The following is a 25,138-nucleotide window of genomic DNA, read 5'->3' as shown; positions in this document are numbered from 1 at the left end:
ACTCCCGTCAGAGAGACCCCCGCTCCGGCCCGCCGCCGTTGGACGGGGAAAAGCCGGAGCGGGGGCAGGTCCAGCCCCGCCGCCGCTTACTGGTAGCCCTTGGGGAAGGGGTTCGGCTCGATCAGGTCGGCGGTCTCGAAGACGACGTCGAACTGGCCGTCGGTGCGGGCGCGGCCGACGCGCGTCTTGCTCCACAAATGATGGTTCTCGTGGATGCGGACATAGCCTTCCGGCGCGCCGGTGAACTCGATGCCGGCCGACGCGGCGGCGATCTTGTCGATGTCGAAGCTCTTGGCCTTCTCCGCCGTCAGCTTCCACAGCCAGGGGCCGAGATAGCCCGCCTGGGTGACGTCGCCGATCACGCTCTCCCCGCCCCACATCTTCTTGAAGGCGGCGACGAACTTCTCGTTGTTGGGGTTCTTCAGCGACTGGAAATACTTCATGCAGGCATAGGCGCCGGCGATGTTCTCGCCGCCGATGCCCAGCATCTCGTCCTCGGTGACGGAGATGGTCATCAGCGTCTGCTTGTTCAGGTCGATGCCGGCCGCCTTCAGCTGCTTGTAGAAGGCGACGTTCGACCCGCCGACGACCGAGGCGTAGATCACGTCCGGCTTGGTCAGCTTGATCTTGTTGATGACCGAATTGAACTGGGTGTGGCCGAGCGGGAAATACTCCTCGCCGACCACCTTCTGCCCATGCATCTCGATGTGCTTGCGGGCGATCTTGTTGGAGGTGCGCGGCCAGATATAGTCGGAGCCGATCAGGAAGAAGCTCTTCGCCCCCTTCTCCTTCGTCACCCAGTCGAGCCCGGCCAGGATCTGCTGGGTGGCTTCCTGCCCGGTGTAGATGACGTTCTTCGACTGCTCCAGCCCTTCGTAGAAGGTCGGGTAATAGAGCATGCCGTTATACTGCTCGAACACCGGCAGCACCGCCTTGCGCGAGGCGGACGTCCAGCAGCCGAACACCGCCGCCACCTTGTCCTCGACCAGCAGCTTGCGCGCCTTTTCGGCGAAGGTCGGCCAGTCGCTGGCGCCGTCCTCCTGGATCACCTCGATCTTGCGGCCCAGCACGCCGCCCATCTCGTTGATCTGGGCGATGGCCAGCTTCTCGGCCTGCACCGACCCGGTCTCCGAGATCGCCATGGTGCCGGTGGTGGAATGCAGGATGCCGACCTTCACCGTGCTGTCGGTGACGGCCAGCTTCGTCGTGTTGACGGCGTCGGTCGGCAGCGCCTGGGCCAGCGCGCCGCGCGGCAGCAGGCCGATGGCCGGCAGCGCCGCCATGCCGAGGAGGAGCTTGCGGCGGAGCGGCGAGTGAGCGCCGCCGGTGAGCTTGTCCGCATCGATCTTGTCCGAGGACATGAAACCTCCTGATGTTGGCCGTTGTCGCCCTGCAAAGACCGCCCGCAACCGGGGGACGGCTGTTTTGAAAGGCGCTTTTTTTCGGGGGGAGTTGGCGGAACCATCCGCGACAGGACGCCCCGATGGTTGGCCGAACGGTGCGGTGCAGCAATACGTGGATTTGCGTATAGGGGTGGCGGGCGGCAAATCGTTATAAAATCGCGACAGTCCGAATTCGATCCGGCGCTCGCAACCACCCAAAAGCGAGTGACGCCTCCGTGTCCTCTCGCAGACTATACCGATCCTCAGCCCTTGTTGTTCGGTGCCTTTATTTCTGACAGACTGGCGGAACAGCCGATTTTACTATGAGAGCGGCGAATCAGGGGAAATCTTAAAACAATCTGTACCGCAAACTGATTTCACGGAGGGCGAATGGGGCCGATGGCGGGGCGCCAGAGGGTGATCGCGGTCCGGCGGACCTACAACAGGTGGGTCGCCAACCAGACGCTGGAGGATTACGCGCTGCGCTTCACCGCGCGGAAGGCGCGGCGCTGGTCTCCGTTGCGCGTCGCCAACACCGCGCTCGGCTCGATCTCCTTCCTGGCGCTGGAGGCCATCGGCGGGGCGGTCACCCTGAATTACGGCTTCACCAACGCGCTCCTCGCCATCCTGACCGCCGCCGCCCTGATCTTCGCCAGCGCCCTGCCGATCAGCTATTACGCCAGCCGCTATGGCGTGGACATGGATCTGCTGACGCGCGGCGCCGGCTTCGGCTATATCGGCTCCACCATCACGTCGCTGATCTACGCCTCCTTCACCTTCATCTTCTTCGCCATCGAGGCGGCGATCATGGCGACGGCGCTGGAGATGGCGTTCGGCCTGCCGCTGGCCGCCGGTTACGTCGTCAGCTCGCTGCTGGTGATTCCGCTGGTCGCCTACGGCTTCACCGTCATCAGCCGCCTCCAGCTCTGGACCCAGCCGCTGTGGCTGGCGCTGCACGCCCTCCCCTTCCTGTTCATCGCCGTCCAGGACGGCGAGGCCTTCGCCGCCTGGACCCGCTTTCCCGGCCGGGCGCCGGATGCGGGCGCCGGCGGGGGTGGCGGGGGCTTCGACCCGATGCTGTTCGGCGCCGCGGCGTCGGTGGTGTTCTCGCTGCTGGCGCAGATCGGCGAGCAGGTCGACTTCATCCGCTTCCTGCCCTACGACCCCGACGCGAAAGGCCGCAAGAAACTGTACTGGTGGACGGCGCTGGTGGCGGCCGGGCCGGGCTGGATCGTCATCGGCACGATCAAGCTTCTGCTGGGCTCCTTCCTGGTGGTGCTGGCGTTGCAGAACGCCGTGCCGCTGGAGCTGGCGGCGGAGCCGACGCGGATGTATCTCGTCGCCTTCCAGTATGTGACGCCGTCGCCGCAGCTGGCGCTGGGCCTCACCGGCCTGTTCGTCGTGCTGTCGCAGCTGAAGATCAACGTCACCAACACCTATGCCGGCTCCATCGCCTGGTCGAACTTCTTCTCGCGCCTGACCCACAGCCACCCCGGCCGGGTGGTGTGGGTGGTGTTCAACGTCGTCATCGGCCTGATGCTGATGGAGCTGGGCATCTACAAGACGCTGGAGCCGGTGCTCGGGCTCTATTCCAGCGTCGCCGCCTCCTGGATCGGCGCGCTGGTCGCCGATCTGGTGGTGAACAAGCCGCTCGGCCTCAGCCCGCGCCATGTCGAGTTCAAGCGCGCCCATCTCTACGACATCAACCCGGTCGGCGTCGGCGCCATGCTGCTGGCGACGGTGCTGTCGATGCTGGCCTTCCTGGGCGGGCTGGGGACGACGCTGAAGGTCTGCGCCCCCTTCCTCGCCTTCGCCGCCGCCTTCCTCGCCGCCCCCGCCATCGCCTGGGCGACCCGCGGCCGCTACTACATCGCCCGCCGCCCCTTCGAGGACTGGAACGGCGAGGAGGCGATCCGCTGCCGCATCTGCCAGCACGCCTTCGAACCCGACGACATGGCCTTCTGCCCGGTCTATGCCGGGGCGATCTGCTCGCTCTGCTGTTCGCTGGATGCCCGCTGCGGCGACGGCTGCAAGAAGGACGCGCGGCTGGGCGTGCAGCTGCGCCACGCGCTCGACGCCATCCTGCCGCCGCGCGCCGCCACGGCGCTGAAGGCCCGGCTCGGCCATTATCTCGGCGTCCTGCTGATGCTGGCGCTCGCCATCGGCGCCGTGCTGTCGCTGGTCTATGTCGAGGTCGCGTCGGTCAATGCCGAGGCGCAGGCGCTGATCCGCAGCACGCTGTGGAAGGTCTTCTTCATCCTGATGATCGTGGCCGGCGTCGCCACCTGGCTGTTCGTGCTGGCGCGTGAAAGCCGCAAGGTGGCGCAGGAGGAGACGCACAGGCAGACCGACCTGCTGATGCGCGAGATCGAGGCGCACGAGCGCACCGACGCCCAGCTTCAGAAGGCGAAGGAGGCGGCGGAGGCGGCGAACCTCGCCAAGAGCCGCTATCTGGTCGGCATCGGCCACGAGTTCCGCACGCCCCTGAGCGCCATCTTCGGCTATTCGCAGATGCTGGAGCGCGATCCGGCCATGCCGCCGCACCGGGTGGATGCGGTGCGCGTCATCCGCCGCAGCGCCGAGCATCTGTCCGGACTGCTGGACGGGCTGCTGGATGTGTCGAAGATCGAGAGCGGCCGGTTGCAGCTGAACCGGGCGGAGGTGCGCTTCGGCGATCTGCTCGACCAGCTCGTCGGCATGTTCCACCTCCAGGCGGAGGCCAAGGGCATCGCCTTCCGCTTCGAGGCGCCGGAGGATCTGCCGCCGGTGGTCTTCACCGACGAGGGCCGCATCCGCCAGATCCTGATCAACCTGCTGTCCAACGCCATCAAGTTCACCGACAGCGGCGCCGTCTGCCTGCGCGTTCGCCACCGCAGCCAGATCGCCGAGTTCGAAGTCGAGGACACCGGTCCCGGCATTGCCGCGGCCGATCTGGAGCGCATCTTCCAGCCCTTCGAACGCGGCTCGGCCGCCAACCCGATGGTGCCCGGCATGGGGCTCGGCCTGACCATCACCAAGCTGCTGACCCAGGTGATGGGCGGCGAGATCACCGTGACCAGCACGCCCGGCGCCGGCAGCCTGTTCCGGGTGCGGCTGATGATGTCGGCGGCGATGCTGTCGACCGCCTCGTCCCAGCCCGATCTTCCGATCCGCGGCTATCGCGGGGGGCGCCTGACCGTGCTGGTCACCGACGACGACCTCGCCCACCGCAACCTGCTGGCCGATCTGCTGGCGGAGCTTGGCTTCACCGTCTTCAAGGCGACAGACGGTCCGACCTGCCTCGCCATGGCGGAGCGGCACCGGCCGGACATCCTGCTGCTCGACATCTCGATGCCCGGCATGAACGGGCTGGAGGTGGCGAAGCGCCTGCGTGCCTCCGGCCATGGCGACACCACCATCGTCCTGGTGTCGGCCGACACGCGGGAGGACCGTCCCGCCACAGGCGAGGGGGCCGGGACCGGCGCCGACAGGAGCCAGCCGCATGACGGCTTCGTCGCCAAGCCGGTGTCCATCCCGAAGCTGCTCGCCTGCATCGGCCGGCTGCGCGGCATCGACTGGGAGTATGACGCGCCGGCCGGCGCGGACGACGGCCCGGCGGATTTCGCCGCGTCCGAACTGCCGCCGCAGCACCACATCGCCGAGCTGATCCATCTGGGCCGCATCGGCTATGTCCGCGGCATGCAGGCCAAGCTGGCCGAGATCGCCGCCGCCCATCCGGAGCTGGAGCGCTTCGTCGGCCGCATGCGCACGCTCGTCAGCAATTACGACCTGAACCAGTATATGGCCGCGCTGGAGGCGGTGTACCGCGATGACAGCCATGACGATGCCAGCCATGACGATGAAATCCGTAACCAGACCGCGTGACGTCGTCCTCGTCGTCGACGATTCGCCCGAAGCCCTCAGCTTCCTGACCGACGCGCTGGAGGAGGCCGGGGTGACCGTGCTGGTCGCGCTGGACGGCCGCAAGGCGCTGGCCCTGCTGGAGCAGGTGACCCCCGACGTGATCCTGATGGACGCCATCATGCCGGGGCTGGACGGCTTCGAGACCTGCCGCCAGCTGAAGCGCAGCAGCCAGGTCGCCCATGTCCCCGTCATCTTCATGACCGGCCTCACCGAGACGGAGCATATCCTGAAGGGCTTCGCCGCCGGCGGGGTCGATTACGTCACCAAGCCGATCGTCGCCGAAACGCTGATCGCCCGCATGTACGCCCATCTCGCCAACGCCCGTGTCGCCCAGAGCACGCGGGCGGCGCTGGACGTCACCGGCCGCACCCTGCTGGCCGCCAACCACCGGGGCGAGGTGTTGTGGTGCACGCCGCAGACCACCCGCATGCTGGAGGCCGCCTTCGGCACCTCCTCCGCCGACGGCCACGCCACCGGCGTCTCGCTGCCGGAGGAGGCGCGCCGCTGGCTGGCCGACCGTCAGGCCGGCGGCGCCGGGCGCAAGCCGGACAGCGTGGTGATCGCCACCCTTGCCGACGGCCGCCGCCTGCGCCTCAGCCCGGTCGGCCAGACCGGCCCCGACGAGATCCTGCTGCAGCTGGCCGAGGAATCCGGTGCCGGCGAAGACAGGCTTCTGAAGGACAAGCTGTCGCTGACCCCGCGCGAGGCGGAGGTGCTGATGTGGGTCGCCAACGGCAAGCCGAACCGCGACATCGCCGAAATCCTCGGCCTCAGTCCGCGCACGGTCGACAAGCATCTGGAGCAGATCTATGCGAAGCTCGGCGTCGAGAACCGGGCCGCCGCCGCCGCGATGGCGGTGCGGGCGCTGAATGGCCGGTAAATGGACGGCCGGTAGGTCGGCGCAAACCTGGGGGGAGGATGATACGGCGCGCCCGGCAGGCAGCGCACCGGATGTGCGATGAAGTGGCGGGGGCATTGTCACGCCAACCTTGGCGGCGGCCAGGCGATGAGGGTACGTTCCTCCGAAGACGCCGATCTCGTATGTTCGCCACCAGAGACCGCTGCGGCGTGAGCCTGTCGGGAAATAGAAGTTTGCTGCGCGCCGGCCCAGTTTTCGTGACAAAGCCCTCCCGCTCGCCATCCTGACACCACCGGTCACGTCAGGAAGCTGTCAGGTTTCGCCCACATACTGTCAGCAAGAGCCGCAATGCGCGGCATCAGCAAAACGACAGGCTGTGTTGGAGGAAACGATGAGCAGGACGTCGCAGACGGTCCGTCCCGCCCCAGTGGGTGCCGTGGGTGCCCCGGCCGATCCGGTGGCTGCCACGGTTCCGGCTACCCCGCTGCTGGAGGTATCCGGCGTCACCTTGCAGTACAAGACCACGGATCATCTGGTGACCGCGACCTACCGGGTCGATTTCCAGGTCTTCAAATCCGACCGCTATGTTCTGCTCGGGCCCTCCGGCTGTGGAAAATCCACCCTGTTGAAAGCCATCGGCGGTTATCTGGAGCCGGTGGAGGGCGCCATCCGGCTGAACGGGCACGAAGTGACCAAGCCCGGTCCCGACCGCATGATGGTGTTTCAGGAATTCGACCAGCTGCTGCCCTGGAAGAGCGTGCGCGAGAATGTGCTGTTCGCGCTGACCACCAGCGGCCGTGCCAAGGGGGCGGAGGCGGCGGAGCGGACCGACCATTACATCAACAAGGTCGGTCTGGCGAAATTCGCGCACAGCTTCCCGCACACACTGTCCGGCGGCATGAAGCAGCGCGTCGCCATCGCCCGCGGCATGGCGATGGAGCCCGACGTCCTGCTGATGGACGAGCCCTATGCCGCGCTCGACGCCCTGACCCGCCGCCGCATGCAGGACGAACTGCTGCGCCTGTGGGACGACACCAAATTCACCGTCCTGTTCGTGACCCACTCCATCGAGGAGGCGATCCGCGTCGGCACCCGCATCCTGCTGCTGTCGCCGCATCCGGGACAGGTGAAGGCCGAACTGAACAGCATCCCGCCGGAGCAGCTCGGCACCGCCGCCCAGGCGGAGCTGGAAGCCCGCATCAACGACATGCTGTTCGTCCACTGAGGCCCGCCATGACCATGCAGTCCACCATGCAGTCCATCCTCGTCGAGCGTCCGGAGATCGTCCGCGACGTCTCCCGCTCGACCGTCATCGCCGATGTCGAAAAGCCCTTGAGCGCGTGGGAGCGGCTGTACCGCGTGCCGCTGCTGCGCAAGGGGCTGATCCTGCTGGCGCTCGCAGTGATCTGGGAGGTCTACGGCCGCTGGCTCGACAACCCGCTGCTGTTTCCGCCCTTCACGGCGATGCTGGAGGCCTTCGTCGCCGACCTCGGCAACGGCATCATCCCGGCGCGCACGCTGGTCTCGCTGCAGACGCTGGTGATCGGCTATGCCATGGGCATCCTGCTGGCGGCGCTGCTGACCACCGTCGCCATCGGCTCGCAGATCGGCACCGATCTTCTGGAGACGATGACCTCCATGCTGAACCCGCTGCCGGCCATCGCCCTGCTGCCGCTGGCGCTGATCTGGTTCGGGCTCGGCTCCGGCAGCGTGATCTTCGTGCTGGTCCATTCCGTGCTGTGGGCCATCGCGCTCAACACCCATGCCGGTTTCCGCTCCGTCTCCAACACGCTGCGCATGGTCGGCCGGAACTATGGGCTGAGCGGCCTGGGGCTGGTCCGCCACATCCTGATCCCGGCGGCCTTCCCGTCGATCCTGACCGGCCTGAAGGTGGGCTGGGCCTTCGCCTGGCGCACGCTGATCGCGGCGGAACTGGTGTTCGGCGTCAGCTCCGGCTCCGGCGGGCTCGGCTGGTACATCTTCGAGAACCGCAACCAGCTGGAAACGGCCAACGTCTTCGCCGGCCTGTTCACCGTGATCCTGATCGGTCTCGTCGTCGAGAACGGCGTCTTCGCCACCATCGAGCGGCGCACCATCCGCCGCTGGGGCATGCAGCACTGATCCCAACAGCAAGAATTCTTATGGGAGGACTCTTCATGACCGCATTCGCGACCCTGCGCCGGGCCGGCGTCCTGGCGACGGCGCTCGTCGCCCTGGCTTCGGGGGTGCTGGCGACCGGCCCGGCCTGCGCCGAAGCCCCGGAACTCCACATCTCCAAGGGCTATGGCATCCTCTACCTGCCGATGATCGTCATGGAGCATGAAAAGCTCCTGGAGAAGCAGGCCAAGGCGGCCGGCCTCGGCGACGTCAAGGTCGGCTGGCTGGAGCTGGACGGCGGCAACGTCATCAACGACGCCATGATCTCCGGCAATCTGGACATCGCCGCCATCGGCGTGCCCGGCTTCCTGACGCTGTGGGCGAAGGTGAAGGGCAATGCCAAGCTGGAGGTGTCGGGGCTGGCCGGGCTCAGCGCCACCTCGCTGTACCTCAACACCAACAACCCCAACATCAAGTCGCTGAAGGACTTCACCGCGAAGGACAAGATCGCCCTGCCGGGCATCAAGACCTCGCTGTCGGCGGTCGTGTTGCAGATGGCGGTCGCCAAGGAGTTCGGCGACGACAATTACGCCAAGCTCGACCCGATGACGGTCGGCCTGCCGCATCCGGAAGCCTACACGTCGCTCGTCTCCGGCAAGACCGAGGTGAACAGCCATCTCGGCTCGCCGCCCTATTCCTTCATGGAGCTGGAAAACCCGCAGGTGCATCGGGTGATGAACTCGGTCGACGTGCTCGGCAACATCTCGCTCGACCTCGTCTATGCGCCCAAGCGCTTCATCGACGCCAACCCGAAGCTGACCGCCGCCTTCCTCGCGGCGCTGGAGGAGGCCGACAAGCTGATCGCCGACGAGCCGGCACGCGCCGCGACGATCTATGTCCAATCGGCCAAGGCCAAGCTGTCGGCCGAGGAGGTCGAACGGATGATCAAGGATCCGGACACCAAGTTCTCGACCACCCCCAACGGCGTCATGCAGTTCGCCAACTTCATGGGCCGCGTCGGCTCGATCAAGACCAAGCCGGCGAACTGGCAGGACCTGTTCATCGCCAACGTCCATTCGCTGCCGGGAAGCTGACCGCCCGGCGGGTCCCGCATCGGCACGAACTGGCCCGGGTCGTCCCCGGGCCTTTTTTTGCCTGCGCCCGTGTCTTTGCCTTCAGGGCTGATGCAGGAACGCCTTCCACTGCTGGAGAAAACGGGCGCGCTTCAGATGGTCCATATAGACCAGCAGGGCGGGGCCGAGCCCGATCCGTTGTGTCGGGCCGCGCATCTCCTCCTGGAGATGGGTCGCCGACATCGGGCCGCCGACCGTCGGCTGGATCGAGTAGAAGGCGGTGCTGCCGGCGACCACCGACTGCCCGCGCTCCGACAGCAGGTAATCGATGAAGCGCCCGGCCAATTCGGGAGCGCTCGCCCGCTGCGGGATGAGGGCGACGCGCGTCATGACCAGCGTGTAGTCGGACGGCAGGACGATCCCGATGTGGGCGCCATGGATCTGCCGCTCCCGCGCGTAGGAGCCCAGCAGATTGTAGCCGATGTAGGTCTCGCCGCGCTCGATTGCGTCGACCATGTCCGATGTGCAGCACATCTGCCTGGCCTGATTTTCGCCGAGCGCGTCGGCGAGTTGCCAGAACTGGCTGGTCAGGACGGAGTCCTGCGTCGCGAACAGATAGCCGATGCCGCTCTCCTCGACATTGTAGGTCACCACCCGGCCGCGGTAGCGCTCCTTGCGGTCGCGCAGCAGATGGATCAGATCCTCGCGGGAACGCGGCACGTCCTCCGCCGGCACCAGATCGCGGTTGTAGACGATGGCCGCCGGCTCCTGGGTGAAGCCGAAGGCGGCGCTGCGCCAGTTCGCCCAGTCCGGAAGCGCCTGCGTCGCCGGGGAGCTGTAGCGGCGCGCGTGCCCGTCATTGACCAGCTTCACCTGCAGGCCGGAGGCGGAGCTGATGACGAGGTCCGGCACGTCGCCGGCGGCCCGCTTGACGACGGAATCGTACAGCTCGCCGGTGTTCATCTCCCGGAATTCGATGGTGACCGTCGGGTTCTCCCGCTGGAAATCCCGGATCAGCGGCTCGATCGCCGGCCGGTCGGTCGCCGCGTCGATGCGCAGGCGCTCCGTGCCGCCTGCGGGGGTGGGGCCCGCGGGTGCAGGATAAAGGACCGGCTCCAGCGCCCGCGCAGGCCCAGCGGCGACCAGCGGCAAGGCCACCGCCAGCAACAGGATCAGGGGAAGCAGGCGCCGCCCGGCCGGGATGCCGTTCGCGGCTCCCTCGCCGGGCTGGGCGGGGGCCGGGAATTCCAGCCGGACGACCAGCCCGCCGCCGGGGCGGTCGTGCAGCGACAGGGCCGCATGATGGGCCTCCGCCACTGCCGCGGCGATGGAAAGGCCGAGGCCGCTGCCGGCGATCCCCTTGGACAGCCGCCCGCGGCTGAAGCGCTCGAACACCTTGGATTTCTCCCCGTCCGGTATGCCAGGACCGCGGTCGGCGATCTCCACCAGCGGGCCGTAATCGCCGGTTCCCGGCCGCACGAGCACCTCGACGGGGTTGGCACCGCCGTATTTGACTGCATTGTCGAGCAGGTTGGTCAGGGCTTCCCGCAGGGTCACGGGGTCGCCGTGCAGCAGCGCGTCCCCCTCGGCCGGCTCGCGCGCCAGGGCGATGGGGGGCGCGTCGGGCCGGCCGGCCATCTGCTGGACGATCTGCCGGAGCAGCGCGTCGAGGTCCACCACCTGGGGCTGGACCGCCTCGGCGCGATGGACGACGGTCGCATGATTGAGCAGCTGTGTGGTCAGCTCGCTCGCCTCGACCGCATTGCGGTGGATGCGCTCGACGCGGTTCCGCAGCCGCTCGACATCCGCCTCGCGCCGCGCCAGTTCGGCCTGCGACCGCAGCGCCGCCAGGGGGGTGCGGATCTGATGCGCCGCGTCGGCCAGGAAGGACTGGGTGGAATCCAGGTTGGCCTTGAAGCGGATCATCAGCTGGTTGATCGCGGCCAGCAGTTGCCCGACCTCGGTCGGCACCGGAGCGTCGATCGGGGAGAAATCCTGTGGAGGCCGGGCGCGGATCAGCGATTCAAGGAAGCCCAGGGGCACCAGCGCCTGACGGACGCCGAACCAGAGCAGAAGGGCGCCGACGACCACGGCGAAGGCGATGGGGGCGAAGGAGTTGGCGACCAGACGGGAGGCCAGCAGATCGCGTGCCTCGCGGGTCTGGGCGACCACCACCGTCACCCATCCCGACCGGGCCACGCCGCTGATGAAACGCCCTGTGACCGCGATCCGCACCGGAGCATCGCTGTAGACGGCGTTCTGGAACACCGGCGTGTCGTCGTGCACCGTGGCGCCGGGCAGATCCTCGTAGCCGGTGACGATCAGGCCGCCCGGCGCCATCACCTTGTAGAAGACGCGGTCGTGCCGGGCCGTGCCCAGAACGCTGAGCGAGGAATAGGGAAGATCGACCGTGATGGCGCCGTTCTCCACCCGCACGGCGTCGGCGATGGACAGGGCGGAGGCCGACAGGAGCTGGTCATAGGCACTGTCCGCCGCCTCGCGCGCGTAAGTGCGGACGAACAGGAACAGGATCAGCGTTACGACGCCGAGAACCACGAACATCCGGGTCAGCAGGCGTCGGCGCAGCGAGCCTCCCGCCACGGCGCGACCCTCATTCGGCATTTTGCTTTTCACCCACATAGCCGACGCCGTGGACGGTGCGGATCACCACCGAAGCGCCCTCAAGCTTGCGCCGCAGCCGGGAAACCGACATCTCCACCGCGTTCGGGGTGACGGCCTGCTCCAGGTCGAAGAGCTGGTCGATGAGCGCGGTCCTGGTCAGCACGCGCCCCATGTTGCCAAGGAACAGTTCCAGCAGCCTGAACTCCCGCGCGCTGAGGTCGAGGGGCCGGCCGTCGATGGAGACCGTCCGCCGTGCCGTGTCGAACGCCAGATTGCCGATGACGGTCTCGGACGAGGCCATCCCGTGCGACCGGCGCAGCAGGGCGCGGCACCGCGCCTCCAGTTCGCGCAGGTCGAACGGCTTCACGATGTAATCGTCGGCGCCGAGATCGAGCATGTGGATCTTGGTGTCGATCTGCGACCGTGCCGTGGTGACCAGCACCGGCGTCCGATTCCCCCGGCGGCGCATCTGGCCGAGCAGTGCCTGCCCGTCCGGTCCCGGCAGCATCACGTCCAGTATGACCAGTTGATAGGTCTCGGTGCGGAGAAGATCCTCGGCCTGATGGCCGTCGGCCGCCCAATCGACGGCATGCCCGAGACCGCGCAGGCTGTCGACGACCGCGTCGGCCAAGTCCTCGGCATCCTCGATAACCAGTATGCGCATCGATGCTCTCTCACAAGCCGGGCACCGATCATACCGCGCGCGTCCGAAAGGAGCCATAAAGGGCTGACGCGGTTCGGCGGGAAGCGCCGGGCCTAGCCCTTGACCGGGGTCAGGTAGGGATCGTGGATGTTGGCACTGGCGAGAGCCAGCAGGCCGCCGACCCACCGGGCAAAAGCCCTCACGACTCATCTCCCTGCCAGTCCACGCGCTGGGTGACGGCCATGACCGCCGACAGGACCAGGAACAGGGCGATCGTCCCCACCAGCAGGGAGTAGTTTTCCAGCCCGATGAGGAGGTGGAGGAAGGCGAACAGGCTGGCCAGCGCCGCCGCGAAGACCAGGGTTGACCTCGCGCGCCGGGTGACCGCCGCGGTGTAGGCCGTCGCCTGGACCAGGACGAGTGCCGCGCTGATCCAGTAGCCGGCGACATAGCCGAACGGTTCGGCGAAGGACACCAGCAGAAGGGAGAACAGCGTCATCGACAGCCCGAGCAGGCCATACTGGACGATGTGGATGCGCACGCTCGAGAGAAGCTCGAACAGCCCATAGACCGTGAAGGACAGCACGACGAAGAGACTGGCGTATTTCGAGGCGCGGTTGATCATGCGGTAGGTGGGAACCGCCTCCAGCAGCTCGACACCGACCGAGGGGAGATACTGGGCTTCGGCGGAGTCCAGCAGCGCCGCGTCGGAGCGGAGCGGCGGCCTGGAATAGTCGGAAACGGTCCACCGCGCCTCGAAGGCATCGGCGGTCACGGTCGGGTCGGACGGCAGCACGGTGCCGACGAAGCTCGGCGTCGGCCATGGCGCCTTGATGGCTGCCGTCGCCTGCCGGCCGTCCAGGGTCTGATGGAAGGCCCCGGTGCCGCGCAGCGTCACCGTCGCCTGGAACTTCATTTCCACACTTGCCGCGGGGGCAGCCGCGATGGTTGGACGGGCGGCGAGCGCGGCGCCCCAGCAGTCCTCGGCGCGGGCGACCAGCTCGTGGCAGCCGCGCCAGGGGATGGTCTCTCCGTTCCAGACCACGCGGTCCTCGGTCGTCATGCCGGCCAGCCCCGACAGCTGGAGCAGGAAGACGCTGTCCTGCCAGGAGATGGAGCCGCCGCGCCCGACCAGCTTCTCCAGGCTGGACGCGGACGGGACCGCGAAGCTGCCGGTCATCTCCAGCGCCGCGGTGTAGACGGTCGCGGAGAACAGGCCGCGCTTCTTGCGCTCGGGCGCCAGGGCCGCCTGCGTCGCCAGGGTCGCGGGCACGATCTTCAGGTAACCGCGGGTCTTGCCGTCGGCGGCGAGATAGGGAACCGCCAGGACCGGCGTCCGCACGGTCTGTTCCGGACTCCAGCTCCGCGCCAGCTCCTCCTGCATCTCGGCCTGCCTATCCGAGCGTTCGCCGATGATGCCGGAGACCGGCAGCCCGGCGATGAGGGTCACCACCAGAAGCAGGACGATCTGCAGGAACTTCGCGGACCGGCGGTTCCGGCGTGCGGGTGGGGGGCTGGCTCCCGCTATTGCGGGGCCAAGTGAAGAAGCGGCCGGGTTGTCGGACGGCACGGTCATTCGGACACTCCACGGGGGGATGGGAAACAGGCCCACAGCGTGGCGTCCCGGCATGCCGCAGTGATGACGCGGCCGTGCAGGCGGGAAGGAATCTCTGTGCAGAACTTGTGCAGATTATCGGATAGGCTTGCGCTGCCATGACCAAGATCCTGCTGATCGACGACGATCCCCACATCCGCGACATCGTCCGCTTTGCCCTGAACCGGGAGGGCTTCGCCGTGGTCGAGGCCGGGGACGGCGTCCAGGGGCTGGCGCTGGCCCAGGCGGACTCCCCCGACCTGATCCTGCTCGACATCGGCATGCCGGAGATGGACGGTACCGAGGTCTGCCGCCGGCTGCGCCGGGACAGCCGGGTCCCCATCATCTTCCTGTCGTCGCGCGACGACGAGATCGACCGGATTCTCGGCCTCGAACTGGGGGGCGACGATTACGTCACCAAGCCCTTCTCGCCGCGCGAGCTGACGGCGCGGGTCAAGGCGGTGCTGCGGCGGACGGTCCCGCCGGAGCCCACGGTGCAGGAGGTGCCGGACCCGGTCCTCCGCCACAACCGCCTGCGGCTGGACCTGGACGGCGTGCGCGCCTTCTGGGACGAGACGGAGGTGGTGCTGACCGCCACCGAGTTCGGTCTTCTGCGCACCCTCGCCGACCGGCCGGGAAAGGTGTTCAGCCGCGACGCCCTGATGGACGGCGCCTATGCCACCGAACGCTATGTCGCCGACCGCACGGTGGACAGCCACATCCGCCGGGTCCGGGCCAAATTCCAGGCCGTTGGCGGCGCTCCGGTCGAGACCGTGCATGGGTTGGGCTACAAGCTGTCGGACTGCCGATGAAATCGCCATTCGGGAGGTCGCCGTCCGGACGGCGGCCGTCGATTGCGACCGTTCTGCTGGTGATGACGGTGGCGGCATTGGTCCTGCCGCTGAGCGGCCTGTGGATCCTCCGTCTCTACGAAAGCGCCTTGATCCGCCAGACCGAATCCGAACTGATCGCCCAGGCCGGAGTGGTCGCGGCCTTCTACCGCGACGCCTGGCGCCGGGCCGGCGGACGTGCGGAGGACCTCGGCCCTCCGGTCGATCCGGCCTGGACACGCCCGCCGGGCTTCGATCCGCCCTGGACGCCCCGCTTCGCCAGCCTCGATCTGGCCGAGGATCCGATCCTTCCCCCCGCCCCCGATCCGGTCCCGGCGGCGGCGAGCGACCCGTCCGCCGCCATTGCCGGATCGACGCTCGGCCCGATCCTGCGCGACGCGCAGCGCATCACCCTGGCCGGCATGAGGGTCACCGATCGCCAGGGGGTGGTCGTCGCCAGCACCGGCGAGGAGATGGGGCTGTCCCTGGAACGGCAGGACGAGGTCCGCCGCGCCCTGACCGGCGAGGCCGCCAGCGTCCTGCGCGAACGCACGAGCCATGACCGCCCCGGCCAAGAGAGAATCGGCTACCGGTCCGGTTCGGACAGCCCGGCCGTGCCGGACCGCAGCCGGTCGGTGCGGGTCTTCACCGCCCAGCCCGTGCTCGACGACGGGCGCGTCGTCGGCGTGGTGGTGGTGTCGCGCACGCCGCGCAGCATCGCCGACACCCTCTACGGCAAGCGCTGGCACCTCGCCGGACTGGCGGTGCTGCTGCTGGTGTCGGTGGGCGTGCTGGCGCGGCTGGGGACGGTCGCCATCGCCCGCCCGCTCCGGGCGGTCACGGAGCTGGCGAAGCGCACGGCGGACGGCGAACGGGGCGTGATGGTCCCGCTGCCCCGCCCGGTGGTGCGCGAGGTCGCCGAACTGTCGGACGCGCTGACCCGGATGGCCAGGACGCTGGAGGAGCGGGCCGACTACATCCGCGACTTCGCCGCCCATGTCTCGCACGAGTTCAAGACTCCGCTGACCACCATCCGCGGCACCGTCGAGCTGCTGCGCGACCATATGGACAGCATGCCTCCCGAAGACCGGGACCGCTTCCTCGCCAACATGGACGCCGAGGCCGGGCGGCTGTCCCGCCTCGTCCGCCGCTTGCTGGAGTTGGCCCGTGCCGACGTGATGACCGTGACCGACGATGCGGTGACCGACGCCGTTCCGGTCGCCGCCCGTCTGGCCGAGCGCCATGGCGCGGATACGTCCCTGCCGGCGTCGCTGCCGGTCGCCATGGGTCAGGAGTCGCTGGAAAGCGTTCTGGCGAACCTGATCGAGAATGCGAGGCACCATGCCGGCGCGGATGCGCGGGTGACCGTCACCCTGCGGGCCGAGGGCGGGCGGGCGATCCTGCGGGTCGCCGACGACGGGCCGGGCATCTCGCCGGCGAACGCCGACCGCGTCTTCGTCCCCTTCTTCACCACCGCGCGCGACCGCAGCGGCACCGGTCTTGGCCTCACCATCGCGCGGGGGCTGGTGGATGCGCATGGCGGACGCATCGCCCTGCTGCCGTCGGAACGCGGCGCCCTGTTCGAGGTCGCCCTGCGCCGGGTCCTACCACTCAGGTAAAATTCCGCCGGGCGCCGCACGGCGCTATGGTGGCCCCGCCCTGGTGGCGTCCGCAGCCGGGAATTGGCCCCAAGCCGAGGAAAGATATGCATCCTATAATTGAGATTCGTGGGTTGACGAAGACCTACGCATCCGGCTTCCAGGCCCTGAAAGGAGTCGATCTCGACATCCGCCGCGGCGAGATCCTGGCGCTGCTCGGTCCGAACGGTGCCGGCAAGACGACGCTGATCAGCATCGTCTGCGGCATCGTCCGGGCGACATCGGGCAGCGTGACGGTGGACGGCCACGACATCCGGCGCGACTGGCGCGCCGCGCGGTCCCTGATCGGTCTGGTCCCCCAGGAACTGACGACCGAGTCGTTCGAGAGCGTCCGGGCGACCGTCAGCTTCAGCCGGGGCCTGTTCGGCAAGCCGCCCAACCCCGCGGTGATCGAGAGGATCCTGAAGGATTTGTCCCTGTGGGACAAGAAGGACACCAAGGTCATGGCGCTGTCCGGCGGCATGAAGCGGCGCGTGCTGATCGCCAAGGCGCTGTCGCACGAGCCGCGCATCCTGTTCCTGGACGAGCCGACCGCCGGCGTGGATGTGGAGCTTCGCCGCGGCATGTGGGAGATGATCGGGCGCCTGCGCGACAGCGGCGTCACCATCATCCTGACCACCCACTATATCGAGGAGGCGGAGGAGATGGCCGACAGCATCGGCGTGATCTCCGGCGGCCGGATCGTCCTGGTGGAGGAAAAGGCCGCGTTGATGCAGAAGCTGGGGAAGCGGCAGCTGACCCTGCAATTGCAGAGCCCCTTGAACGCCATCCCGGCCGAACTCGCCGACTATCCCCTGACCCTGTCGGAGGGCGGGCGGGAACTGGTCTACAGCTTCGACACGCAGCAGGAGCGCACCGGCATCGCCGGGCTTCTCCGCAAGCTGGGCGACCACGGCATCACCTACACGAACCTGCGCACCGAAGAGAGCTCCCTGGAGGAGATCTTCGTCAATCTGGTGAGGGAGCGGGCATGAACCTTCATGCGATCAAGGCCATCTATCTCTTCGAGCTGGCCCGCACCTGGCGCACGCTGGCGCAGAGCATCGCCGGCCCGGTGATCTCCACCTCGCTGTATTTCGTCGTCTTCGGGGCGGCAATCGGCGGGCGTTTCGCATCGATCGAGGGCGTCAGCTACGGCGCGTTCCTCGTCCCCGGCCTCGTCATGATGTCGGTGCTGACGGAAAGCGTATCGAACGCATCCTTCGGCATCTACATGCCACGCTATTCCGGCACGATCTACGAGCTGCTGTCGGCCCCCGTCTCCGCCTTCGAGACGGTGATCGGCTATGTCGGCGCGGCGGCGACCAAGTCCCTCATCCTTGGAACGCTGATCCTGCTGACGGCGCGGCTGTTCGTGGATTTTTCCATCGCGCACCCGGTCTGGATGATCGCCTTCCTCGTGCTGACGTCGGTGACCTTCAGCCTGCTCGGTTTCATTCTGGGCATCTGGGCCGACGGCTGGGAAAAGCTGCAGATCGTGCCGATGCTGATCGTGACGCCGCTCGCTTTCCTGGGCGGGAGCTTCTATTCAATCAACATGCTGCCGCCGTTCTGGCAGACGGTCACCCTGTTCAATCCGGTCGTCTATCTGGTCAGCGGCTTCCGCTGGAGCTTCTACGGCGCCGCCGATATGCCCGTCGCATTGAGCCTCGGCATGACCGCCCTGTTGCTGGCGATCTGCCTTGCCGTCGTGTGGTGGATTTTCCGCACGGGCTACAAGCTGAAGAACTGACCGGCCTTGCCTGAAGCAGGCAAAGAGAAGGCCCCGGCGGGTGAACCGCTCGGGGCCGAGGCCGTGGGCCGAGGTTATGGGCCAAAGTCGGGGAGGAATGAGACGTAACCCGGTGCTCAGCGCTGGCGGACGAGGGCGCCCTGGCCGGCGGAGTTGCCGATGCCGGCGGCGAGGTTCTGCACGTTGGCAAGGTTCGGGGCGGCGAAAGGCGTCCGGCCGCCGGAGCGCTGGAGCACCGTCACGCCCTGCATCGCCGAGTTGCCGATGCCCGCCGCGGTGTTCGACACGTTGGCGGCCGAGCCGCCGGGGAACAGCCCGCTGCTGCGCTGGCCGACCAGCACGCCCTGGCTGGCGGTGTTGCCGATACCGGCGGCGAGGTTCGAGACGTTCGCCGCGTTCGGACCGCCGAACAGCCCGCCGCTGCGCTGCATCGTCGTGACGCTCTGGGTGGCGCCATTGCCGATGCCGGCCGCGGTGTTCGACAGGTTGGACACATTCTGCGCCATGGCGGGGGCGGCGAGCAGGGCCAGGGTGGCGAAGCCGGCGAGCAGGGAGGTGCGGATCATGATGTGGTCTCCTGGGTGGGGCCGGTGCGGTGCATCCGGCGGGTTGTCTCGATGACATGACCCTAGCCGACCCCGCCCGCCGCCGATGTGAGCCGGACCACAACCGGCCGCATCTTTCACCACGCTCCAGAACTCAGCATCGGCGCCTTGCCCGGTCTTCCAGCTCCTCCTGAATGGCGTGTGACGTTGGTGCAGAACTGTGCGCGTTGACGGGCTCCGCCCTGAAAAGTTCTCGTTCAGGCGACCTTGCGTGTGAATCGGCATGGAATAAGGACCCCGTATAGGGGGTGATCGGCATCCAAACGGGACCCCCGAAGCTTTTGGTCCACACTGGCCGCCATGGAGGACATGGAGGCCTGTCGAGGGATGCTGATTGTGGAAACGATCGCGAAGATCCGTCGTGCCTACTTCGTGCAGCAGAAGCCGATCGAGGTGATCTGCCGGGAGTTCGGGCTGTCCCGGAAGGTCGTGCGGAAGGTGTCCGGTCGGAGGCCACGGAGTTCCGCTACACGCGCACGAACCAGCTTTTGCCGAAGATCGGCCCCTGGCGTGAAGAACTGGATGCTCTGTTGCTGGCCAACGAGGGGAAAGCATCACGGGAGCGTCTGACGCTGGTCCGGCTGTTCGAAACGTTACGGTCGCGCGGCTATGAAGGCGGCTACGACGCTGTCCGTCGTTATGCCCGGGTTTGGCGGCAGGAGCAGGGCCCCTCCGTCGCCCAGACCTACGTGCCGTTGAGCTTTGCGCCAGGCGAGGCCTACCAGTTCGATTGGAGCCATGAGGTCGTCCTGATCAACGGAACGACAGTCACGGTGAAGGTGGCCCATGTCCGCCTGTGCCACAGCCGGATGCTGTTCGTGCGGGCCTATCCGCGCGAAAGCCAGGAGATGGTGTTCGACGCCCACGACCGGGCCTTTGCCTTCTTCAAGGGAGCCTGTACGCGGGGCATCTACGACAACATGAAGACGGCGGTCGACACGATCTTCGCCGGCAAGGAGCGTGTCTACAACCGGCGCTTCCTGCAGATGTGCAGCCACTATCTGGTCGATCCGGTCGCCTGCACCCCGGCGTCGGGCTGGGAAAAGGGACAGGTCGAGAACCAGGTCGGCTTGGTCCGCGAGCGCTTCTTCACTCCCCGGCTGCGGGTGAAGAGCTACGAGGAACTCAACGGCTTGCTCCTGGACCGCTGCGTCGCCCACGCCAAGGCGCATCGCCATCCCGAAATACGGGAGCGGACGGTCTGGGAGATGTTCGAGGCAGAACGGCCGAGCCTTGTTCCCTATGCCGGACGGTTCGACGGCTTCCATGCCGTGCCAGCCTCGGTTTCCAAGACCTGTCTGGTGCGCTTCGACAACAACAAGTATTCGGTCGCGGCCGGCGCGGTGGGGCGTCCGGTGGAAATCCGCGCCTATGCCGAGCGGATCGAACTGCGCCAGGATGGACGAATTGTCGGTGAACACGCCCGGTGCTTCGGGCGCGACAGAACGGTGTTCGATCCCTGGCACTATGTTCCGGTCCTGGCGCGCAAACCGGGGGCCTTGCGCAATGGGGCACCGTTCAAGGATTGGGTCCTGCCGGCCGGTCTGGAGCGCGTTCAGCGCAAGCTCGCCGCCGTCGAGGACGGCGACCGGCAGATGGTGGACATTCTCGGCGCCGTGCTGAGCGACGGGCTGCCGGCCGTCGAGGCGGCCTGCGCCGAGGCCTTGCGCGAGGGCGTCCATTCCGCTGCCGTCATTCTCAACATCCTGGCCCGGCGCCGGGAACCGGCGGCGCCGATCACGATCATGACCTCCGACGTCCTGCGGCTCCGGCACGAGCCGGCCGCCGATTGCGCCCGCTACGACAGCCTGAGGAGACCCCTATGATGGAGCGTTCCGAGATCCTGGCCACCATGAGCGAACTCAAGCTCTACGGCATGAAGGCCGCCTACGACGAACTCATCGCCACCGCCGTCAAGCGCCAGCACGAGCCGCAACGGGTGGTCGGCGACCTGCTTGCTGCCGAAATCTCCGAAAAACAGGCGCGCTCGATCAAGTACCAGATCACCATCGCCAAGCTGCCGCTCGCCAGGGACATCGACGATTTCGTCTTCGACGATACGCCGGTCAACGAAACCCTGGTGCGCGATCTCGCCGGCGGCGCTTTTCTCGCCCAGCAGCGTAACGTCGTCCTGGTCGGCGGCACCGGGACCGGCAAGACCCATCTCGCCGTAGCGATCACCCGGGCCTGCATCCGGGCCGGCTCCCGGGCGCGCTTCTTCAACGTGGTCGACCTCGTCAACCGCCTGGAAGCCGAAACCCGGGCTGGCCGGCAGGGCCGTTTGGCCGACCACCTCGCACGCATGGATTTCATCGTTCTCGACGAACTCGGCTACCTCCCGTTTGCCCAATCCGGCGGCCAGTTGCTGTTCCACCTGATCAGCAGGCTTTACGAGCGCAGTTCCGTGATCGTCACCACCAACCTGGCGTTCGGGGAATGGCCGTCGGTCTTCGGTGACGCCAAGATGACCACCGCCTTGCTCGATCGCCTCACCCACCACTGCGAGATCCTCAAGACCGGCAACGAAAGCTGGCGCTTCAAGAACCGCGCCTGACTTCCCCCCCCGATGTCGCCCAGGTGGATCCACAGCGCCTCCCCACGCGTGCCGCTCCGTCGCAGATGAGGGCACTGCGCGGCACGCGCGGGTCCCCTCCATGGACTACCTGGACGACAAGTCCTCGCCAGATCAGGGGGTCCCTTTTCCGTGCCGATCCAGGGTCCCTATCTCAAGCCGATTGACACGCAGAAAGCGCAAGACCGCCAGGAGGCCAGGATCCTCGGTGCCATCCAGCAGCCGCTCGTGCCAATCACGGAAGGCCTCGGTACGGGCAGGGTGAGCGGATGGTTCCGTGCCCTTCGGCGGGCTGCCGAGCCCGAGAACGAAGTGACTGTTGTCCCAGAGGAAGAAGGGCCGGAGCTTGATGCCGGATCGCGTGAAGGAGCGTGGGACCGTCATCGCCTGCCCGCCGCCGCGGTTCCGTCCGTCAGTGGAAAGGCGGAGGTCGTCACAGGCGACGGGCTCACCGTCTGCCGACAGCACCAGCCCGAAGGCAATGCGCTCACGCGTGAAACCGAAGGAGGGGACATCGCAGCGACGTTCCAGCCGACCGTAATGGGAGGTGAGAGAGGCGAGGACCGTCATGGCCGTACCGCCGCGACAAAGGGCGGAACGCTGATGACGCCGTCGCGCAGAATAGCGTGGAAAAACCGGGCGGCGTGATTGTTGGCGTAGTCGATGTCGAGCAGCATCGGGCCGAGATCACGGTCGCGCTGGTCATCGGGCAACTGATGCTCAGGCACCCGCTCTTCCCACAGCACAACGTCGGCCGGAAATTCGCGGGTGCCAAGATAAGGCGAGCGGAAATACTGGCCGCGCCGGGCCCGGCAACGAAAGATGGTAAGGGGTTCATCCAGCCTGTCACTGCTTGGCGCATCATCCGTCAGACGAAGGCGAGCGGAAATCAAATAATCGACGTCAACCAAGAAAGTCGTGGCACGGCGCTGCCGGATGTCCGCGGCGTTCTACGGCAAACTTTGAATATCACCGCTCTGCTTTGCATGGCGTACGGAAATAGCCGAGACGCGGTCACCGATCTCGTTGCCTGTCAGCGACTGAAAGCGAATCGGTTTGAGCACATGAATTTGGTCGATGACCCAAAGCAGTCTGGGACGCCAATAAACAGCCTCAAAAATTCCGCGCGCTGCAGATGGCGTGATGACCGGATAGGAGAAACGCTCAGTCTTGAACTCAGCGCATAAAAAGCAGGCCCGAGCACCAGAGACACGCAATGTGCGCGTCACATCCCATAGCAGCCTCTCGCAAAAAGCACTTATCGGAAGGATAGTTGATTTTTCTCCGCAACAAACTGGTCATCAGTGATAGACTTATGGGAATTATCACCAGAATTTGGCATACTGGGTCCAGATTATTCTAACTTACAGATTTTTTGATGGGAATATAGTAATTAAGATCACGGAATTTTGGTGGACTTTCTCTCAGTGAAACTTTTATTGATTCAAATTTATTATGGTGATATTCAAATGCAGTTCAATTTTCTTCTACGGCCCTTGAAACATAGGTGAGCCAAAACTGGACGACTGAAATTCAGGAACAGAATGTTGTCTGGAAGGAACCATAAAATGCAATTCCGGCCCTTTGATTTCATTGGGGAATCGGCGAAATCTGGAACCATAAAACGCAACGCTGGAACCATAAAATAGTCTCTGGAGGCCGTTTTGGAACCATAAATTAGTTCAGTGAAAACTTGGAAACAACGATGGCAGGCTGTATATTTTGTGAGTGTTTTTATACACCCAGAGCGCGAGTTCTGTCCCGAGCGTTGACGGCTGTAAAGGCACAAAATCATTGATTAGCGTATCAGAACTTTGCCATTTCATTCCAGAATGATTCTAGCGCAGGCAATGACCTTATCGTCGTCTTTGACGCAATGACCAATCGTAAGTTCAGTGACGCCAAAACCGTCGGAAACCAGTATGGTCAATTAGAGTATTTCAGCTGCATACTCCCACATTTCTGATTGATGGCGAGCTTGCCGCTTCAGGCATTTGTCTCTCACCTCCGCGACATTCTGATATTTCCAGATCAGAATGTTCGCTTTATCACTCTTTGACGGACAACCGGCAGGAGTTGGGGCCTGAGCCAACAAGCGGGGGAGGCCGGAACCTCCCCCCTGCCGGTTCAGAGCGTCACGAACCAGGCGCTCGACACCGCAGCGGGCTGGATGCCGGCCAGGGTGACGATGTCGCTGGTACCGTAGACGATCACCGCGTCGCCGTTGCCGTTGGTGTCCACGCTGTAGCTCTGGCCGGCCGCCAGACCGATCCGGTCGCCCTGCGCCGCGTCGAAGTCGGTGATCGTGTCCTGGCTGTCCCCCGAGACGAACGCGAACAGATCGGCGCCGCTGCCGCCGGTCAGCACGTCGTTGCCCAAACCGCCCAGAAGCGTGTCGTTGCCGGCGCCGCCGTCGAGCGTGTCATTCCCGGCATTCCCCACCAGCCAGTTGTCCAGCCCGTTGCCGATGCCACTGGCGTCGCCGCCGCCCTGGAGCACCAGCCGCTCCACGTTGTCGGCCAGCGTGAAGGCCGACAGGGTGGTGCGAACCTCGTCGATGCCAGCGTCGGCGCCTTCGATCACCGTGTCGCCGACGCTGTCGACCACATAGACATCATCGCCGAGCCCGCCGATCAGGGTGTCGGCACCGAACCCGCCATCCAGCGTGTTGGCGCCCGCACCACCCGCGATCAGGTTGTCCAGCACATTGCCGGTGCCGGCGAACGCCGCCATGCCGGTATAGGTCAGGGCTTCCACCCCCTCGGTCAGGATGTAGCCGGTCAGGGCGGTCCGCACCTCGTCGATGCCCTCGCCGGCCAGCTCGACCACCTGATCGCCAAAGCCGCCGACGAGATAGACGTCGTTGCCGGCCCCGCCAATCAGCAGGTTGCTTCCCGCTCCTCCATCCAGGGTGTCGGCCCCATCGCCGCCGCTGAGCGTGTCGTTGCCGAGGCCGCCGGTCAGCAGGTTGTCGAGCGCGTTGCCGCTGGCATTGATGGCGGCAGAGCCGGTCAGTGTCAGGTTCTCGACATTGGCGCCCAGGGTCCAGCTGACCGAGGCGTTCACCGTGTCGGTGCCCTCGCCCTCCAGCTCGACCACTACGTCACCCGCGCTATCGACGACGTAGAGGTCGTTGCCGGTGCCGCCGACCAGGGTATCGGGCCCGCTACCGCCATTCAGCGTGTCATCGCCCTCCAGCCCGGTCAGCAGATTCGCGCCGCTGTTGCCGATCAGCAGGTTGTTGGCCGCGGTGCCGGTGCCGGTGCCGGTGAGGGCGGCCGAGCCGGTCAGGGTTAGGTTCTCGAAATCGGCCAGCAGGGTGTGGCTGATCGAGCTTTGCACCGTGTCGATGGCACCGTCAAGTCGACGGTGGCATGGCGGAAAAGGTATGGGTATAGGGTCGTCATGACGACGCCCCGTGATCGCCGCTACGCCGGCTACCGCTTTCCCGCCGAGGTCATCGCGACGGCGGTGTGGCTGTACTTCCGCTTCCCCTTGAGCCTGCGCATGGTCGAAGAGATGCTGGCGGCCCGCGGCATCACCGTGAGCCACGAGACGGTGCGGAAGT

The 25,138-nt window shown here is 66.4% G+C and carries 17 protein-coding genes and 3 pseudogenes; 12 read left to right on the top strand and 8 right to left on the bottom strand.

Annotated features, from left to right (window positions below):
* Positions 1-86: 86 nt before the first annotated feature.
* A complete protein-coding gene (gene urtA, locus VH569_RS19835; RefSeq protein ID WP_423317234.1) occupies positions 87-1,361 on the bottom strand; it encodes an urea ABC transporter substrate-binding protein in 1,275 nt (424 codons plus the stop codon).
* A gap of 420 nt (positions 1,362-1,781) precedes the next feature.
* Here urtA and VH569_RS19830 point away from each other — a divergent pair, with 420 nt between their 5' ends.
* From VH569_RS19830 to VH569_RS19810, 5 genes are all read left to right on the top strand, one after another.
* The gene (locus VH569_RS19830; RefSeq protein WP_423317233.1) at positions 1,782-5,246 is read left to right on the top strand and encodes an ATP-binding protein; all 3,465 of its coding nucleotides are present in this window, start codon (positions 1,782-1,784) and stop codon (positions 5,244-5,246) included.
* On the top strand, positions 5,215-6,165 hold the full coding sequence (locus VH569_RS19825; RefSeq protein ID WP_395455443.1) for a response regulator transcription factor: 951 nt from the start codon (positions 5,215-5,217) through the stop codon (positions 6,163-6,165). The genes VH569_RS19830 and VH569_RS19825 overlap by 32 nt, the downstream gene beginning before the upstream one ends.
* Before the next feature lie 370 nt (positions 6,166-6,535).
* On the top strand, positions 6,536-7,369 hold the full coding sequence (locus VH569_RS19820) for an ABC transporter ATP-binding protein (protein WP_423317231.1): 834 nt from the start codon (positions 6,536-6,538) through the stop codon (positions 7,367-7,369).
* An 8-nt stretch (positions 7,370-7,377) separates the two neighbouring features.
* Complete coding sequence (locus VH569_RS19815) at positions 7,378-8,265, top strand: ABC transporter permease (RefSeq protein WP_423317229.1); 888 nt, start codon at positions 7,378-7,380, stop codon at positions 8,263-8,265.
* Between the two features lie 35 nt (positions 8,266-8,300).
* Positions 8,301-9,335 carry an ABC transporter substrate-binding protein gene (locus VH569_RS19810; RefSeq protein ID WP_423317228.1) on the top strand — a complete coding sequence of 345 codons (1,035 nt, stop codon included), beginning with the start codon at positions 8,301-8,303 and terminating at the stop codon, positions 9,333-9,335.
* Between the two features lie 81 nt (positions 9,336-9,416).
* On the opposite strand, the gene VH569_RS19805 is transcribed toward VH569_RS19810, so the two are convergent.
* The 3 genes from VH569_RS19805 to creD form a co-directional block, all read right to left on the bottom strand.
* Positions 9,417-11,936, bottom strand: a complete 2,520-nt coding sequence (locus VH569_RS19805; protein ID WP_423317227.1) for an extracellular solute-binding protein — start codon at positions 11,934-11,936, stop codon at positions 9,417-9,419.
* On the bottom strand, positions 11,926-12,600 hold the full coding sequence (locus VH569_RS19800) for a response regulator transcription factor (protein WP_109050818.1): 675 nt from the start codon (positions 12,598-12,600) through the stop codon (positions 11,926-11,928). Before VH569_RS19800 ends, VH569_RS19805 begins: the two co-directional genes overlap by 11 nt.
* Before the next feature lie 178 nt (positions 12,601-12,778).
* Positions 12,779-14,155, bottom strand: coding sequence for a cell envelope integrity protein CreD (creD, locus tag VH569_RS19795; protein WP_423317226.1), 1,377 nt, complete (start codon positions 14,153-14,155; stop codon positions 12,779-12,781).
* A gap of 137 nt (positions 14,156-14,292) precedes the next feature.
* Between creD and VH569_RS19790 the strand changes: the two genes are divergently transcribed.
* The 4 genes from VH569_RS19790 to VH569_RS19775 all read left to right on the top strand — a co-directional run bounded on the left by VH569_RS19790 (position 14,293) and on the right by VH569_RS19775 (position 18,393).
* Positions 14,293-14,985 carry a response regulator gene (locus VH569_RS19790; RefSeq protein WP_423317224.1) on the top strand — a complete coding sequence of 231 codons (693 nt, stop codon included), beginning with the start codon at positions 14,293-14,295 and terminating at the stop codon, positions 14,983-14,985.
* Positions 14,982-16,622: a sensor histidine kinase gene (locus VH569_RS19785; protein WP_423317223.1), complete on the top strand. Its 1,641-nt coding sequence runs from the start codon at positions 14,982-14,984 to the stop codon at positions 16,620-16,622. The genes VH569_RS19790 and VH569_RS19785 overlap by 4 nt, the downstream gene beginning before the upstream one ends.
* A 113-nt stretch (positions 16,623-16,735) precedes the next feature.
* Positions 16,736-17,635, top strand: coding sequence for an ABC transporter ATP-binding protein (locus VH569_RS19780; RefSeq protein ID WP_423317221.1), 900 nt, complete (start codon positions 16,736-16,738; stop codon positions 17,633-17,635).
* The gene (locus tag VH569_RS19775) at positions 17,632-18,393 is read left to right on the top strand and encodes an ABC transporter permease (protein ID WP_423317220.1); all 762 of its coding nucleotides are present in this window, start codon (positions 17,632-17,634) and stop codon (positions 18,391-18,393) included. Before VH569_RS19780 ends, VH569_RS19775 begins: the two co-directional genes overlap by 4 nt.
* A gap of 116 nt (positions 18,394-18,509) precedes the next feature.
* Here the strand turns inward: VH569_RS19775 and VH569_RS19770 are convergent, their stop codons facing one another.
* Complete coding sequence (locus VH569_RS19770; RefSeq protein WP_423317218.1) at positions 18,510-18,959, bottom strand: hypothetical protein; 450 nt, start codon at positions 18,957-18,959, stop codon at positions 18,510-18,512.
* 366 nt (positions 18,960-19,325) lie between these two features.
* On the opposite strand from VH569_RS19770, the pseudogene istA reads away from it, so the two are divergent.
* A pseudogene (istA, locus tag VH569_RS19765) lies at positions 19,326-20,815 on the top strand (IS21 family transposase); the annotation flags it as partial.
* Positions 20,816-20,820: 5 nt separating this feature from the next.
* Complete coding sequence (gene istB, locus VH569_RS19760) at positions 20,821-21,552, top strand: IS21-like element helper ATPase IstB (RefSeq protein ID WP_423317216.1); 732 nt, start codon at positions 20,821-20,823, stop codon at positions 21,550-21,552.
* A gap of 132 nt (positions 21,553-21,684) precedes the next feature.
* Here the strand turns inward: istB and VH569_RS19755 are convergent, their stop codons facing one another.
* From VH569_RS19755 to VH569_RS19745, 3 genes and pseudogenes are all read right to left on the bottom strand, one after another.
* Entirely contained in the window at positions 21,685-22,140 is a 456-nt protein-coding gene (locus VH569_RS19755) for a type I-C CRISPR-associated protein Cas8c/Csd1 (protein WP_423317214.1), read from the bottom strand.
* Positions 22,137-22,799: pseudogene (cas5c, locus tag VH569_RS19750) on the bottom strand (type I-C CRISPR-associated protein Cas5c). The gene VH569_RS19755 and the pseudogene cas5c overlap by 4 nt, the downstream one beginning before the upstream one ends.
* Positions 22,800-23,697: 898 nt before the next feature.
* Positions 23,698-24,912, bottom strand: coding sequence for a calcium-binding protein (locus tag VH569_RS19745; RefSeq protein ID WP_423317213.1), 1,215 nt, complete (start codon positions 24,910-24,912; stop codon positions 23,698-23,700).
* Between the two features lie 63 nt (positions 24,913-24,975).
* Between VH569_RS19745 and VH569_RS19740 the strand changes: the two are divergent.
* Positions 24,976-25,138: pseudogene (locus VH569_RS19740) on the top strand (IS6 family transposase); the annotation flags it as partial.

The organism is Azospirillum sp. 11R-A, from assembly GCF_049472615.1.
In the GTDB taxonomy this organism is placed as follows: Bacteria; Pseudomonadota; Alphaproteobacteria; order Azospirillales; family Azospirillaceae; genus Azospirillum; species Azospirillum palustre.
Note: the sequence above shows the minus strand (reverse complement) of the source record. Positions and strands in the feature narration are given on the sequence as shown.

Coding starts and splice junctions, on each gene's coding strand:
- urtA (WP_423317234.1), bottom strand. CDS start 1,361: ATGTCCTCGGACAAGATCGATGCGGACAAGCTCACCGGCGGCGCTCAC.
- VH569_RS19830 (WP_423317233.1), top strand. CDS start 1,782: ATGGCGGGGCGCCAGAGGGTGATCGCGGTCCGGCGGACCTACAACAGG.
- VH569_RS19825 (WP_395455443.1), top strand. CDS start 5,215: ATGACGATGAAATCCGTAACCAGACCGCGTGACGTCGTCCTCGTCGTC.
- VH569_RS19820 (WP_423317231.1), top strand. CDS start 6,536: ATGAGCAGGACGTCGCAGACGGTCCGTCCCGCCCCAGTGGGTGCCGTG.
- VH569_RS19815 (WP_423317229.1), top strand. CDS start 7,378: ATGACCATGCAGTCCACCATGCAGTCCATCCTCGTCGAGCGTCCGGAG.
- VH569_RS19810 (WP_423317228.1), top strand. CDS start 8,301: ATGACCGCATTCGCGACCCTGCGCCGGGCCGGCGTCCTGGCGACGGCG.
- VH569_RS19805 (WP_423317227.1), bottom strand. CDS start 11,936: ATGCCGAATGAGGGTCGCGCCGTGGCGGGAGGCTCGCTGCGCCGACGC.
- VH569_RS19800 (WP_109050818.1), bottom strand. CDS start 12,600: ATGCGCATACTGGTTATCGAGGATGCCGAGGACTTGGCCGACGCGGTC.
- creD (WP_423317226.1), bottom strand. CDS start 14,155: ATGACCGTGCCGTCCGACAACCCGGCCGCTTCTTCACTTGGCCCCGCA.
- VH569_RS19790 (WP_423317224.1), top strand. CDS start 14,293: ATGACCAAGATCCTGCTGATCGACGACGATCCCCACATCCGCGACATC.
- VH569_RS19785 (WP_423317223.1), top strand. CDS start 14,982: ATGAAATCGCCATTCGGGAGGTCGCCGTCCGGACGGCGGCCGTCGATT.
- VH569_RS19775 (WP_423317220.1), top strand. CDS start 17,632: ATGAACCTTCATGCGATCAAGGCCATCTATCTCTTCGAGCTGGCCCGC.
- VH569_RS19770 (WP_423317218.1), bottom strand. CDS start 18,959: ATGATCCGCACCTCCCTGCTCGCCGGCTTCGCCACCCTGGCCCTGCTC.
- istB (WP_423317216.1), top strand. CDS start 20,821: ATGATGGAGCGTTCCGAGATCCTGGCCACCATGAGCGAACTCAAGCTC.
- VH569_RS19755 (WP_423317214.1), bottom strand. CDS start 22,140: ATGACGGTCCTCGCCTCTCTCACCTCCCATTACGGTCGGCTGGAACGT.